Origin of the sequence: Sphingomonas sp. 37zxx (assembly GCF_000786205.1) — a bacterium.
Classification (GTDB): domain Bacteria; phylum Pseudomonadota; class Alphaproteobacteria; order Sphingomonadales; family Sphingomonadaceae; genus Sphingomonas.
Genome location: NZ_JROH01000011.1, coordinates 93303 through 105970 on the forward strand (window position 1 = coordinate 93303; position 12668 = coordinate 105970).

Below are 12668 nucleotides of genomic sequence, written 5' to 3' on the forward strand. Positions count from 1 at the left end.
CCGGCGCACGGCGGGCAGCGCGGCACTATTTGACGGCATTCGGTGGACGTTCATCGCGCGACGCCATAAGTAGCGACCGTGAACCTGCTTCCGTTCCTCTATGCGCTGCTTGCGGCGATCACCGGCATTGCCCCTGGCGGTGCGGTTATCGACGAGCCGCGCGTGGCCGCCAGTGCCGTCGGGCAGCGCGCGCAGGCGGTTGCGGTTGCCGCCGCACGGCTGGTTTCAGTGCCGTTGCGCGCTTCGCTGGAGACGCTGCGATCGCAGCCGACACCCGCAATGACGATCGAAACGGCGCGATTCGCGCTGATGTTGCTGCCGGTGGACGAGCGCCCCGCGCGCCGCCGCGAATAGGCTGTCGGCCGGCGCGGGAGCCCGCGCGCGCCTTTTTCGTATCCATTCTCAACGCTCCCGGCACGCGCATTCGCGGCTGGGTATTGCGGTCAAAATAGCAGGAAATTCCCATGTTCGGTGGCCTCGCCAAAACCTTTTTCGGTTCCTCCAACGATCGTTACGTCAAGTCGCTCGGCGCGATCGTGCAGAAGATCAACGCGCTCGAGCCTTCGCTCCAGGCGATGAGCGACGACGATCTTGCGCAACAGACCGCGCGCTTTCGCGAGCGGCTGGCAGCCGGCGAGACGCTCGACGACATTCTGCCCGAAGCGTTTGCGACGGTGCGCGAGGGATCGGTCCGCATTCTGGGCATGCGCCACTTTGACGTTCAGATGATCGGCGGCATCGTTTTGCATCGCGGAGAGATCGCCGAGATGCGGACGGGCGAGGGCAAGACGCTGGTGGCGACGCTGGCCACCTATCTCAACGCGCTGGCGGGCAAGGGCGTCCATGTCATCACCGTCAACGACTATCTGGCGCGGCGCGACGCCGAGTGGATGGGGCAGCTTTATCGCTACCTGGGCATGACGACCGGGGTGATCGTGCCCAATCTCGCCGATCATGAGCGGCGCGCGGCTTATCATTCGGACATCACTTACGGCACGAACAACGAGTTCGGCTTCGACTATCTGCGCGACAATATGAAATATGATCGCGCGTCGATGGTGCAGCGGCCCTTTGCCCATGCGATCGTCGACGAGGTCGATTCGATCCTGATCGACGAAGCGCGCACGCCGCTGATCATCAGCGGGCCGACCGATGACAAGTCAGACCTGTATCGCAGCGTCGATCTGATCGTGAAGCAATTGACGTCCGACGATTACGAAAAGGACGAAAAGCAAAAGTCGATCATCCTGACCGAGGACGGCACCGAGCGGATCGAGCGACTGCTGGAAAACGCCGGGCTGTTGCAGGGCGCGAACCTGTATGATTTCGAGAATACGCAGGTCGTCCACCATGTGAACCAGTCGCTGCGCGCGAACATGATGTTCAAGGTCGATACCGATTATATCGTCAAGGACGACAAGGTCATCATCATCGACGAGTTTACCGGGCGGATGATGGATGGTCGCCGCTGGTCCGATGGCTTGCATCAGGCGGTCGAGGCCAAGGAGGGCGTCCAGATCGAGCCTGAGAACCAGACGCTGGCGTCGATCACCTTCCAGAATTACTTCCGCATGTATCCAAAGCTAAGCGGCATGACCGGCACCGCGGCGACCGAAGCGGCGGAATTCCACGATATCTACAAGATGAACGTCGTCACCATCCCAACGAACGTCGAAATCCGGCGGGTCGATGAGGAGGACGAATTCTACAAGACGATGCAGGACAAGTTCATGGCCATCGCCAAGGCCATCGGGGTCCATGCCGAAAAGGGTCAGCCGGTGTTGGTGGGCACGGTGTCGATCGAAAAGTCCGAGCTGTTGTCCGAATATCTCACCAACGAAGGCGTGCCGCACAAGGTGCTGAACGCGCGCTATCATGAGATGGAGGCTCATATCGTCGCGCAGGCCGGTCGTGCCGGCGCGGTGACGATCGCGACCAATATGGCGGGGCGTGGCACCGACATCAAATTGGGCGGCAATCTGGAATTCCGCGTCGAGGAAGAACTGGCCGAAATGCCCGAAGGCCCCGAGCGCGACGCGGCGATCGCCAAGATTCGCGACGAGATCGAGGTCGAGAAACAGGCGGTGCTCGCCGCCGGCGGCCTGTTCGTGCTTGGCACCGAGCGTCACGAAAGCCGCCGGATCGACAACCAGCTTCGCGGGCGGTCAGGGCGTCAGGGCGATCCGGGTCTCAGCCGTTTCTACCTGAGCCTCGACGACGATCTGCTGCGGATTTTTGGTCCCGACACGATGTTTGCCAAGATGATGCGATCGAACATCGGCGATGGCGAGGCGATCGGCAGCAAGTGGCTGAGCAAGGCGATCGAGACGGCGCAGAAGAAGGTCGAGGCGCGCAACTACGACATTCGCAAGCAGGTGGTCGAATATGACAACGTCATGAACGACCAGCGCAAGGTGATCTATGAACAGCGCAGCGACATCATGGACGCCGATACCGTCGGCGACGTCGTGATCGACATGCGCGCCGAAACGGTCAACACCATCGTGGCTGAGGCGATCCCGCTCAACAGCTATCACGAGCAATGGAATGTCGAGGGGCTGAAGGAGCGCGCACAGGCGGTGCTGGGCATCGAGGTGCCGGTCGATCAATGGATCGCCGAACAGGACGGCATCGAGCCCGAGGATATTGAAACGCGAATCCGCGAGGCGGCGGACAAGCTGATCGACGATAAATCGGCAGGCCTGGCACCTGAGACCTGGAGCCAGGTGGAAAAGTCGATCCTGTTGCAGAACCTGGATCACCACTGGAAGGAGCATCTGGCGATGCTCGATGCGCTGCGGCAGGTGGTGCATCTGCGCGCCTACGCGCAAAAGACGCCGATCAACGAATATAAGCAGGAAGCGTTCGCGATGTTCGAGCGAATGCTGTCATCGATCCGCGAGGACGTGACGAGCACCTTCGCGCGCGCGCAGTTCCAGATGACGCCGCCACCGGCATTGCCCGAGCTGCCCGATTTCCTGACGCATCATTTCGATCCGCTGACCGGCGAGGATGACAGCGACGATTGGGATGCGGCGACCTTTGGGACGCTGGAGAATCGGATGCCGCCCTTTCAGATCCCGCAGCCAAGCGGCGAGGCGATCGGCGATGATCCCGCCGACTGGGAGGGCAAGGTGAGCCGCAACGCGCCATGCCCGTGCGGTTCGGGGCGCAAGTACAAGCATTGCCACGGCGCACTGGTGGCTTGATCCACGACGCCTGCCCATCGCCTCGCAGTCGGGGGATGGGCGGGGAGCCAAGGACAAAAAAAGGGCCGCGCATCGGGGGATGCGCGACCCTTTTATAATTGAAAAAGCAGGATCAGCGACGACGACCGGGTTCGGGCATCATGACGTTGGGACCGACATTCTCGATCACCTGGCGCGCATCGAAGGCGCGGACATTGTCGGCGGGCTTGGGGCCGCGACCGGTGATGATTTCCGCCATCGCCTCATAGCGATCGATCTGGCGAATGTCGGTCATGCCGCCGCCAAAGCCGCCGCCCCAGCCACCCCAACCGCCCCAGCCAAAGCCGGGCTGGAAGAAGCGCCAGCTCGGCCCCCATCCGCCGAACCCGCCGAACCCGCCGAACCCGCCGGGACCGAAGCCGTTATCCATGATCTGGGTGCGCGAGCGCCGTTCGGTGTCGCGATCGATCAGCATGAAATGATCAAATCCGCGCTCGAGCGTCACCTGCGCCGCGCGGAACAGCAGATACCGCTCCACCGTCTCGCGTGACGTGACGCTGTTGCCCGAGAACGAGACCCGGAAGCGATTGGCCTCGATCTGTTCGTCGGCATAGCCGGCGCGACTATAGCCCTGTCCGGTCGCGGGGGTGAAAGGCGTTGGCGTGGCGCAGGCGGCCAGCGCCAATGTGCTGGCGATTGCGAGCAATGCGGGACGAAAACGGCGATCAGTCATTCATACTCTCCACGGACGCGCCGACGAGACGCTTATTCAAACCCACGCGCAGCAACGCTTGGCGCTCCACACTATATAGCGATGAACTGTGTCACGCATAGGATTGACGGTAGCTGAATAAATCCAGCTTGCGCGGAAAATCGCACGAGCGGCGGTGGCTCCCCGGGCCTGATTCGAACAGGCGACCATTCGATTAACAGTCGAACGCTCTACCGCTGAGCTACCGGGGAACACCGTCGAGGGCGGCAGGGCCGCCCGCGTCGAAGCGGCTAGGCCGCTGCGGGAGCGGGGCCTATAGCAGTGGTTTTTCAGGGTTGGCAAGCGGGGTTTCGACGAAAGATCGGCCGGCGGCTCAAGCGATGAACTGTTCCATCGTAATCCGGTCGTCGAGCGCGTGCTCGGGATCGAACATCAGCGTCAGGCCGCGCATGCGATCGATCGCGATTTCGACCTGTGCGACGTCGCGAACCTCGCGCTGATCGGCGACCGCGCTGACGGGGCGCTTTTCGGGTTCGAGCACGGTGATCGTGATTCGCGCCTTTTCGGGCAGGATGGCTCCCCGCCAGCGGCGGGGCCGAAACGCGCTGATCGGGGTGAGCGCGAGCAGCGCCGAGCCAAGCGGCAGGATCGGGCCGTTGGCCGACAGGTTATACGCAGTCGAGCCTGCGGGCGTGGCCACCAATATGCCGTCGCAGACCAATTCGGGCAGTACCGCGCGGTCGTTTACGGTGACCGCCAGCTTGGCTGTCTGGCGAGTCTCGCGCAGCAGCGACACTTCGTTGATGGCGGGAATCTGGTGGGTCTGGCCATCGATCGTCGTTGCCGTCATCGATAGCGGTGAGACACGGAACGGCTTGGCGCGCGCCAGCCGCTCATCCAGGCCGCCCAGCCGCCAGTCGTTCATCAGAAAGCCGACCGTGCCTAGGTTCATGCCGAATGCCGGGACGATTCGCCGGCGTTCGAGCATCGCGTGGAGCGTCTGGAGCATGAAGCCGTCGCCGCCCAGCGCGACGATCGTATCGGCTTCATCGGGGGCGACCCAGTCATAGCGATCTCGCAACTCGCGCTCGGCCACCTGCGCTGCATGGGTGGGCGATGCGACCAGGGCGCGCGGCACGCCGTCGCTCATCCGCCGGTGACGTTCATATGGCGCGACACCGCCGGGGCCGCCCCTGCCGTAACGTCGAACGCATGTGCCTCGGGCTTGGCGGCGATGGCTTCGTCGAGCGCCGAATCGACTGCGGCCAGCCCCCCGGCGCGGATCGCCGCCTTGAGATCGACCGAATCATCATGGCCGAGACAGGTATAGAGCATCCCCTCGGTCGTCAGCCGGACGCGGTTGCAGCCCTGGCAGAAATTGCCGGTGAGCGGCGAGATGAGGCCGAGCCGGGTGGCCGATCCATCGACCTGCCAATAGCGCGCCGGGCCGCCGCTATCGTGCGAATTGCGGACCAGGGCGAAACGCTGGGCCAGCGTATCGAATACGCGGGTCAGCGGTACGAAGCGGTCGGCGCGGTCTTCGTCGATTGCGCCCAGGGGCATCGTTTCTATCAAGGTCAGGTCATGCCCTTCGGCCACTGCCCAGGCCAAGATCGCGGGGAGTTCGTCCTCGTTCAGACCTTTTAGCGCGACGGCGTTGATCTTCACCGCGATACCTGCGGCGGTAGCAGCGCGGATGCCGGCCAGTACCTGGGCGAGATCGCCGTGGCGGGTGATATGGCGAAAGCGATCGGGGTCGATGCTGTCGAGGCTGACGTTCATCCGCCGGATGCCCGCATCGGCAAGGGCCGGGGCATGCTCGACCAACCGGGTGCCGTTGGTGGTCATGGTCAGCTCGTCGAGCCCGCTGCCGACATGGCGACCCAGTCGCCGAACGAGATCGAGCGCATCGCGCCGCACCAGCGGTTCACCGCCGGTAAGACGGACCTTGGTCACGCCGCGCTGGATGAAGCGTTCGGCGATCAATGCCATCTCGTCGAGGGTAAGCAGCGCCGACTTTGGCAAGAACTGCATCTTTTCTGCCATGCAATAGCGGCAGCGAAGGTCGCAGCGATCGGTGACCGAAACGCGCAGATAGCGGATAGTCCGCCCGTGGCGATCGATCAGGGCGGGGGGCATCGACATGCCCAACAGCTAAGGCCTGGCCAGCAATGGCACAAGGTGCGGTGGCTCAAGCGATTGATGGCACGTTGATGGATTGGCGCATGCCGCAGAGCGCGCTAGACCAAGGACTTGGCGCGACATTGCGCCGGCGGAACCCAGGCGCACGTGACACAAATCGACGCATCTCTTCCGCACCATCTTCCCCTGTTCATCCTTTCGTTCCGGCAACGCGACGAACTGGCCGCGCTGGCCGCGCGCGGCGGCTGGCGCGTCGTTGCCGCACGGCGCGACGAGGCGGTCGAACGACGGTTTCGCGCGAGCGGAGCGGAACTGGCGGTAGTCGACGCGCGCGGATCGCTGGCGCAAGGCGTGGCGGCGGTGGCGACGCTGGCGGGGGCCGGGGCGTCGCGACCGGGGGCGATCGTCGCCTGCGTCTCGCGCGGGGATGTCACGGCGCTGGGCGATTTCTATTCGGCGGGGGCCACGCATTTCCTGGTAAGCCCGATCGCCGAGGCGGAGTTTCTGCACATGCTGCGGTTCGCCCGGCGCGGCATTGCCGGTGACGAGCGGGTCGATAATCGACCCGCCGACATGCTGGGGTGGCGCTATGACCCGCTGCGGCGGACGGTGCAGCTTACGCCGGCGCTGGCATCGGTGCTGGAGATGGCGACGACACAGACTGTGCGTGCGTTGCTGCGTGAGATTGCGCGCGAAGAGCGCAAGGCGCTTGCGCGGGCGCTGATGCGGCTGGAGGGCGGCACGGTGACTGCCTTCGCGCATGATCTGGCCCCGCTGGGGCGCGTGGTGCAGCATCTGCAACGCGATCCGCGCACCGGGCGGCTGCAGTCCCTGGTCGAGCCGCTGGGGAGCCCGCCCGATGTCGGCGCGGTATTGCGCGAGACCATGCCCGCCGTGCGCGATGAACAGGGCGCGCGGCAGTGGATCGATCATGCGTTGCGCGCTGGCACTGCATTGCAAGTGGCGGTGGTGACGCTGGCGCGGTTTGATGTGGTCAACGTCGCCTATGGCCGGGCGGCTGGCGATCGGCTGTTGCGAGCTGCCGCGAAACGGATCGAGGAAGCGGCATCGGCGGTGCTGGGGCGGCGGGCGATGGTTGCCAGATTGGGCGGTGCCGATTTCGCCATCGCCACGCGCGAGGATGCCGATGCACTGGCGCGCGCGACTGAGGCAGTGGGTGCGGCACTGGGGCGGGCGTTCGTCGTCGCCGGCGAGATGGTGCCGATTGGCGCGCGGATCGCGACGGCGGCGAGCCAGGAGGGCGATGACGCGACCGCGTTGCTGCGCCGCGTCGGCGATGCGCTGGAAGCGCCAAAGGCAGAGGGCGGGCGCGACCAGATCGAACGGCTGGCTGCCGAACTGCGCCAGGCGATGGATGCAGGGCAGATCGAGACGCTGTTTCAGCCCCAGGTGGCGATCGCCACGAACCAGATCGTCGGTGTCGAGGCATTGGCGCGGTGGCGGCATCCGGTGCTGGGGGAATTGGGTGCCGAATTGCTGTTTGCGGCAGCCGATCGGGCGGGTCTTGCGCTGGCGCTGTCGGAGCATGTGCAAAAACTGGCGTTGCGGCGTGCGGCGGCATGGCCGGCGGTGCTTGGACGATTGCGGCTGGCGATCAACATTACGGCGGGCGACATCGCCCGGCCAGACTTCGCCGATATTTTGCTTGGGCGGATCGACGCCAGCGGTTTTCCGCGCTCGCGGCTGACGATCGAGATTACCGAAAGCGGCCTGATCGAGGAACTGGGTGAAGCCGCGCGATTGCTGGCCGAACTGCGCCGCGCAGGGTGCCGGGTGGCGATCGACGATTTCGGGACCGGCTATTCGAGCCTTGCCTATCTAAAGGCGCTGCCGCTCGATTACCTCAAGATCGACAAGCAGTTGAGCCAGGATATCGAAGGCACCCCGCGCGACCGGATCGTGGTGCGCGGGGTGATCGACATGGCGCGATCGCTGGGGCTGTCGGTGATCGCTGAAGGGGTGGAGACCGAGGTGCAGCTCGATTTGCTGGCCAAGGAAGGATGCCAGTATTTCCAGGGCTTTCTGTGCGCGCCGCCGATCGAAGTCGCGGCGCTGGTGGCGTTGGTAGAGGGGCAGCGATGATCGGATTATGGGCAGTGCCTGTACTGGTGGCCGCAACACCGATCGCCGAGCCGAGGGTGGCGATCGAAGCCGCCATGCGCGATTCGGCGGCGGGATGGAATGCGGGCGACCTCGATCGGTTCCTGGCGGTCTATTCGGATGATCCCGCGACCAGCTTTACCGGGGCCAAGGGTCTGGTGCGCGGCAAGGCGGCGATCCGCGCCCGCTATATCGCGGGGTATCCGGCGATTTTCGGACCGGCGGCGAAGCGCGAGGCGATTCCGGCGCTGTCGTTCGTGTTCGAGGATTTCCGGTTGCTGGGCGACGACCATGCGCTGCTCACCGCGCGGTGGCGGCTGGGCGAGGGGCAGACGGGCATGACGACACTGGTGTTCCGGCGTGAGGATGGCGGCTGGCGGATCGTGGCGGACCATAGCAGCTGATGAACGATCCGAGTGATCTGAGCGGCGTCTGGTATGGCGACTATGCGTCGAACCATTGGAGCGTCGATCCGAACAGCTTCATTGCGTTATTGGAGGAGCAGGGAGGATCGCTGAGCGGTTCGATCACCGAACGCGACATCTGGCTGGGCAGCGGGATCGTTCGTGCTAGCGTCGATGGCACGCGGCAGGGTCTGACGGTACGCTTTCGCAAGCAATATGACGGGTCGGGCGGTCTTAGCCATGCGGTCGACTACCAGGGCACCGTCAACGACGACGCTACCCGGATCGTCGGTCGATGGAAGATGCGCTTCTATGCGGGGAGCTTTTCGATGAGCCGCGAGAAGTTCGCTGGCGAGGAAGTCGCAGAGGAGATCGAGGAAGCTGTGCCGGTGGTGTGACGGCGTTCGGTACCCTACACCGTCGTTCGCACTGAGCTTGTCGAAGCACTGTTCTTCTGGCGTTGGCAGAAGAAGAACGGCATTTCGACAAGTTCAATGCGGACGGGGACGGGAACTACCCTGCCGCCTTTGCCAGCCCCCGTGTGATTTGCAGCGCGGCGTTCAGTCGTGCCTTGGGGTTCGCGAATGGGCGGGTGATGGCCAGCTTCATGTCGGGGCGCAGCTTTGCCGATCCTTCGAGCCGCGCGACATAGGCCAGCAGCCCGTCGACATTGGGGAATTTGTCGGCATGGAACGCCACCAAAGCCCCGCGCGGGCCGACGTCGAGCTTGGCGATGCACGCGCGCTTGGCGTTCAGCTTGGCTTCCATCAGCACCAGCAGATTCTCGGTCGGTTCGGGCAGCTTGCCGAAGCGGTCGATCATCTCGGCGGCGAATGCCTCGATCCCCGGACGATCGTCGACATCGTTGAGGCGACGATACAGCCCCATCCGCAGGTCGAGATCGGGAACGAAGGTTTCGGGGATCAGGATCGGCGCGTCGACGGTGATCTGCGGGCTGAATTCGCCGGGCTGCAATTCGCCATCGTCGCGGGTGCGGCCCGCCTTGGCGTCCATGATCGCCTCTTCGAGCATCGACTGGTAGAGTTCATAGCCGACCTCGCGAATATGGCCGGTCTGCTCGTCGCCAAGCAGATTGCCAGCGCCGCGAATATCGAGATCGTGGCTGGCAAGCTGGAAGCCTGCACCCAATGATTCGAGGTCGGACAGCACCTTGAGCCTTTTGTCCGCCGCCACCGTCATCAGCCGTTCGGCGGGGGTGGTCATATAGGCATAAGCGCGGGTCTTGCCGCGCCCGACGCGGCCACGAAGCTGGTATAGCTGGGCAAGGCCGAACTTGTCGGCGCGGTTGATGATCATCGTGTTGGCGCTGGGAATATCGAGCCCGCTTTCGACGATCGTGGTCGACACCAGCACCTCGAACTTCTTGTCGTAGAAGGCCGACATCCGCTCCTCGACCTCGGTCGGGGCCATCTGGCCGTGCGCGACGACGTAGCGGATTTCGGGGACTTCGCGGCGTAGATACTCCTCGATCTCGGGCAGGTCCGAAATCTTGGGCGTCACGAAATAGGCCTGGCCGCCGCGATAATGCTCGCGCAGCAGCGCCTCGCGCACCACCACCGGATCCCAGGGCATGACATAGGTGCGAACCGCCAGGCGATCGACCGGCGGGGTCTGGATCACCGACAGGTCGCGCAGGCCCGACATCGCCATTTGCAGCGTGCGCGGGATGGGGGTGGCGGTGAGCGTCAGGACGTGGACATCGGCCTTCAGCGCCTTCAGCCGCTCCTTGTGAGTGACGCCGAATCGCTGTTCCTCGTCGACGACGACCAGGCCGAGCCGCTTGAAATCAATCCCCTTCGACAGCAGCGCATGGGTGCCGATGACGATGTCGACCTGGCCGTCGGCAAGCCCTTCCTTCACCCCCTTGGCCTCGTTCGCGGGGACGAGGCGCGAGAGGCGACCGATGCGGATCGGGAAGCCTTCGAAACGCTGGCTGAAATTGGTGTAATGCTGGCGCGCGAGCAACGTCGTGGGGCACACGATCGCGACCTGCATCCCCGCCATTGCGGCGACAAAGGCGGCGCGCAAGGCGACTTCGGTCTTGCCGAAACCGACATCGCCGACGACCAGCCGGTCCATCGGCTTGCCCGCCGAAAGATCGCCCAGCACATCCTCGATCGCGCGGTCCTGATCTTCGGTTTCCTCATACGGAAAGCGATCGAGGAACGAGGGATAGCCGCTCGAATCGGGTTCGGCGATCTGGCCGGGGCGGGTGGCGCGCTTGGCGGCGACGATGATGAGTTCGCCCGCGATTTCGCGGATTCGCTCCTTCATCTTCGACTTGCGGCGCTGCCATGCCTCGCCGCCCAGCCGATCGAGCGTGGCGGCTTCCTCGCCCGATCCGTAGCGCGACAGGACGTCGAGATTTTCGACCGGCACGTATAATTTGTCGCCGCCGGCATATTCGAGCGCGACGCAATCATGCGGGCTTTGCCCGACGGGGATCGAGGTCAGCCCCTTGTAGCGGCCGATGCCGTGATCGACATGGACGACGAGGTCGCCCGGCGACAGTGACGACAATTCGGCGAGGAAGGCGTCGGTCGATTTCTTGCGCTTGGTTCGGCGGATCAGCCGGTCGCCGAGCATGTCCTGTTCGGTGAGCACCGCGATGCCGGGGGCGGTGAAACCGTGATCGAGCGGCAGGACGATGAGCGCGACCTTGCCCGCGTCCTTTGCGGCGAGGCCAAGCGCTTCCTGCCAGCTATCGGCATGGGCCGCGCCCTTGAGGCCATGATCGGCGAGCAAGCCGCCCAGCCGTTCGCGCGCGCCGATCGAATAGCTGGCGAGGATCGGCTTGCGGCCCTCCTTGCGGAGCTTGGCGACGTGCGCGACCACGGCTTCGTAGACATTTGCCTGCGCGGTGCGTTCGGGGGCGAAATCGCGCGGGCCGTCGACTTCGAAATCGAGCACGGTGGCGCTGGCGGGTTCGTGGAAATGGCTGATCAGATGCGCGCGCGCTTCCTTGAGCAGCCCGGCCCATTCGTCGGCGAGCAGATAGAGCTGGTCGGTGCCGAGCGGGCGATAGCTGCCGACATCGGTGCTCTGCGCGCGAACCCGGTTCGCCTGATAATCGGCGATCCCCTCGAATCGCGAACCGGCGGCGGCGGGGGCGTTGGCATCGCGAACGACGACGGCATCGTCGGGCAGATGGTCGAACAGCGTTTCGAGCCGTTCCTCGAACAACGGCAGCCAATGTTCCATGCCCGCCAGCCGCCGGCCTTCGCTCACCGCCTGGTATAGCGGATCGCCGGTCGCGGTGGCCCCGAAGCGTTCGCGGTAGCGGCCGCGGAAGCGCTTGATGCTGGCTTCGTCGAGCAATGCTTCGGAGGCGGGGAGCAGGGTGAAGCCGTCGATGCGACCGGTGGTGCGCTGATCGGTGGGGTCGAAGGTGCGCACGCTTTCGATTTCGTCGCCGAAGAAATCGAGGCGCAGCGCCGAATCGCTGCCCGATGGCCACAAATCGACCAGCCCGCCGCGCACCGCGAACTCGCCCGAATCATGCACCGTGTCGGTACGCAGATAGCCATTGGCCGACAGCAATTCGGCCAGTTTGCCGAGCGAAATGCGCTCGCCGGGGGCAAGCCGGGCGACGAGCTGGCGGATTCGGAACGGGGTGAGCGTGCGCTGAGTCGCGGCGTTGACGGTGGTGAGGAACAGCCGGGGGCGGGTGGGCCGCGTCTGGATCGCGTGCAGCGCCCCCAATCGTTCGGACATGGTGCGAAGCGACGGGCTGGCGCGGTCATAGGGCAGGCAATCCCAGGCCGGGAATTGCAGCACTTCGATTTCGGGCGCGAAGAACGGCACGGTGCCCGCGATCGCGCGCATCTCGGCATCGTCCGACGCGATCAGCACCGCGCCGCCGGGGGCCGCACGCGCCAGATCGGCGAGCAGGACGGGAACGAAGCCGGCGGCGACGCCCGACAGGGTAAGCGGCTGGCGCGCGCCGAGAACGGTGGAAATGTCGGGCATGGGGTTCTTTTTGAAAGCCCTCTCCCCTCCGGGGAGAGGGTTGGGAGAGGGGCAGAGCGGAGAGGGCGGTTACCCGGCCCCTCTCCCCGATCCTCTCCCCGGAGGGGAGAG

9 protein-coding genes and 1 tRNA gene are annotated in these 12668 nt (G+C 64.8%); 5 read left to right on the forward strand and 5 right to left on the reverse strand.

Annotated elements, in window-relative coordinates:
* The first annotated feature begins 78 nt into the window (after positions 1-78).
* Both QU44_RS07365 and secA read left to right on the forward strand, forming a co-directional pair.
* Complete coding sequence (locus QU44_RS07365; protein ID WP_033921255.1) at positions 79-354, forward strand: hypothetical protein; 276 nt, start codon at positions 79-81, stop codon at positions 352-354.
* Between the two features lie 110 nt (positions 355-464).
* Positions 465-3209 carry a preprotein translocase subunit SecA gene (gene secA, locus QU44_RS07370; protein ID WP_033921256.1) on the forward strand — a complete coding sequence of 915 codons (2745 nt, stop codon included), beginning with the start codon at positions 465-467 and terminating at the stop codon, positions 3207-3209.
* A 112-nt stretch (positions 3210-3321) separates the two neighbouring features.
* Here secA and QU44_RS07375 read toward each other — a convergent pair whose 3' ends face one another.
* The 4 genes from QU44_RS07375 to moaA all read right to left on the reverse strand — a co-directional run bounded on the left by QU44_RS07375 (position 3322) and on the right by moaA (position 6045).
* Positions 3322-3921 carry a CC0125/CC1285 family lipoprotein gene (locus QU44_RS07375; protein WP_033921257.1) on the reverse strand — a complete coding sequence of 200 codons (600 nt, stop codon included), beginning with the start codon at positions 3919-3921 and terminating at the stop codon, positions 3322-3324.
* Between the two features lie 155 nt (positions 3922-4076).
* Positions 4077-4151 (reverse strand) — tRNA-Asn (locus tag QU44_RS07380).
* 122 nt (positions 4152-4273) lie between these two features.
* Positions 4274-5050 carry an NAD kinase gene (locus QU44_RS07385; protein WP_033921258.1) on the reverse strand — a complete coding sequence of 259 codons (777 nt, stop codon included), beginning with the start codon at positions 5048-5050 and terminating at the stop codon, positions 4274-4276.
* Positions 5047-6045 carry a GTP 3',8-cyclase MoaA gene (moaA, locus tag QU44_RS07390; RefSeq protein WP_033921259.1) on the reverse strand — a complete coding sequence of 333 codons (999 nt, stop codon included), beginning with the start codon at positions 6043-6045 and terminating at the stop codon, positions 5047-5049. Before moaA ends, QU44_RS07385 begins: the two co-directional genes overlap by 4 nt.
* A gap of 144 nt (positions 6046-6189) precedes the next feature.
* Between moaA and QU44_RS07395 the strand changes: the two genes are divergently transcribed.
* From QU44_RS07395 to QU44_RS07405, 3 genes are read left to right on the forward strand one after another with little or no spacing between them, the layout of a single operon-like run.
* Complete coding sequence (locus QU44_RS07395; protein ID WP_231621650.1) at positions 6190-8145, forward strand: putative bifunctional diguanylate cyclase/phosphodiesterase; 1956 nt, start codon at positions 6190-6192, stop codon at positions 8143-8145.
* Complete coding sequence (locus tag QU44_RS07400; RefSeq protein ID WP_131602964.1) at positions 8142-8567, forward strand: YybH family protein; 426 nt, start codon at positions 8142-8144, stop codon at positions 8565-8567. The genes QU44_RS07395 and QU44_RS07400 overlap by 4 nt, the downstream gene beginning before the upstream one ends.
* Positions 8567-8965 (forward strand): hypothetical protein, encoded by a 399-nt coding sequence (locus QU44_RS07405; protein ID WP_052134420.1) that lies wholly within the window; start codon positions 8567-8569, stop codon positions 8963-8965. Before QU44_RS07400 ends, QU44_RS07405 begins: the two co-directional genes overlap by 1 nt.
* A gap of 115 nt (positions 8966-9080) precedes the next feature.
* Here QU44_RS07405 and mfd read toward each other — a convergent pair whose 3' ends face one another.
* On the reverse strand, positions 9081-12557 hold the full coding sequence (mfd, locus tag QU44_RS07410; protein WP_033921261.1) for a transcription-repair coupling factor: 3477 nt from the start codon (positions 12555-12557) through the stop codon (positions 9081-9083).
* Positions 12558-12668 lie beyond the last annotated feature (111 nt).

What these genes read in the sequence shown, in the direction of transcription:
- QU44_RS07400 (WP_131602964.1), top strand. Translation starts at nt 8,142, where the DNA reads ATGATCGGATTATGGGCAGTGCCTGTACTGGTGGCCGCAACACCGATC.
- QU44_RS07375 (WP_033921257.1), bottom strand. Translation starts at nt 3,921, where the DNA reads ATGACTGATCGCCGTTTTCGTCCCGCATTGCTCGCAATCGCCAGCACA.
- QU44_RS07385 (WP_033921258.1), bottom strand. Translation starts at nt 5,050, where the DNA reads ATGAGCGACGGCGTGCCGCGCGCCCTGGTCGCATCGCCCACCCATGCA.
- mfd (WP_033921261.1), bottom strand. Translation starts at nt 12,557, where the DNA reads ATGCCCGACATTTCCACCGTTCTCGGCGCGCGCCAGCCGCTTACCCTG.
- moaA (WP_033921259.1), bottom strand. Translation starts at nt 6,045, where the DNA reads ATGTCGATGCCCCCCGCCCTGATCGATCGCCACGGGCGGACTATCCGC.
- secA (WP_033921256.1), top strand. Translation starts at nt 465, where the DNA reads ATGTTCGGTGGCCTCGCCAAAACCTTTTTCGGTTCCTCCAACGATCGT.
- QU44_RS07405 (WP_052134420.1), top strand. Translation starts at nt 8,567, where the DNA reads ATGAACGATCCGAGTGATCTGAGCGGCGTCTGGTATGGCGACTATGCG.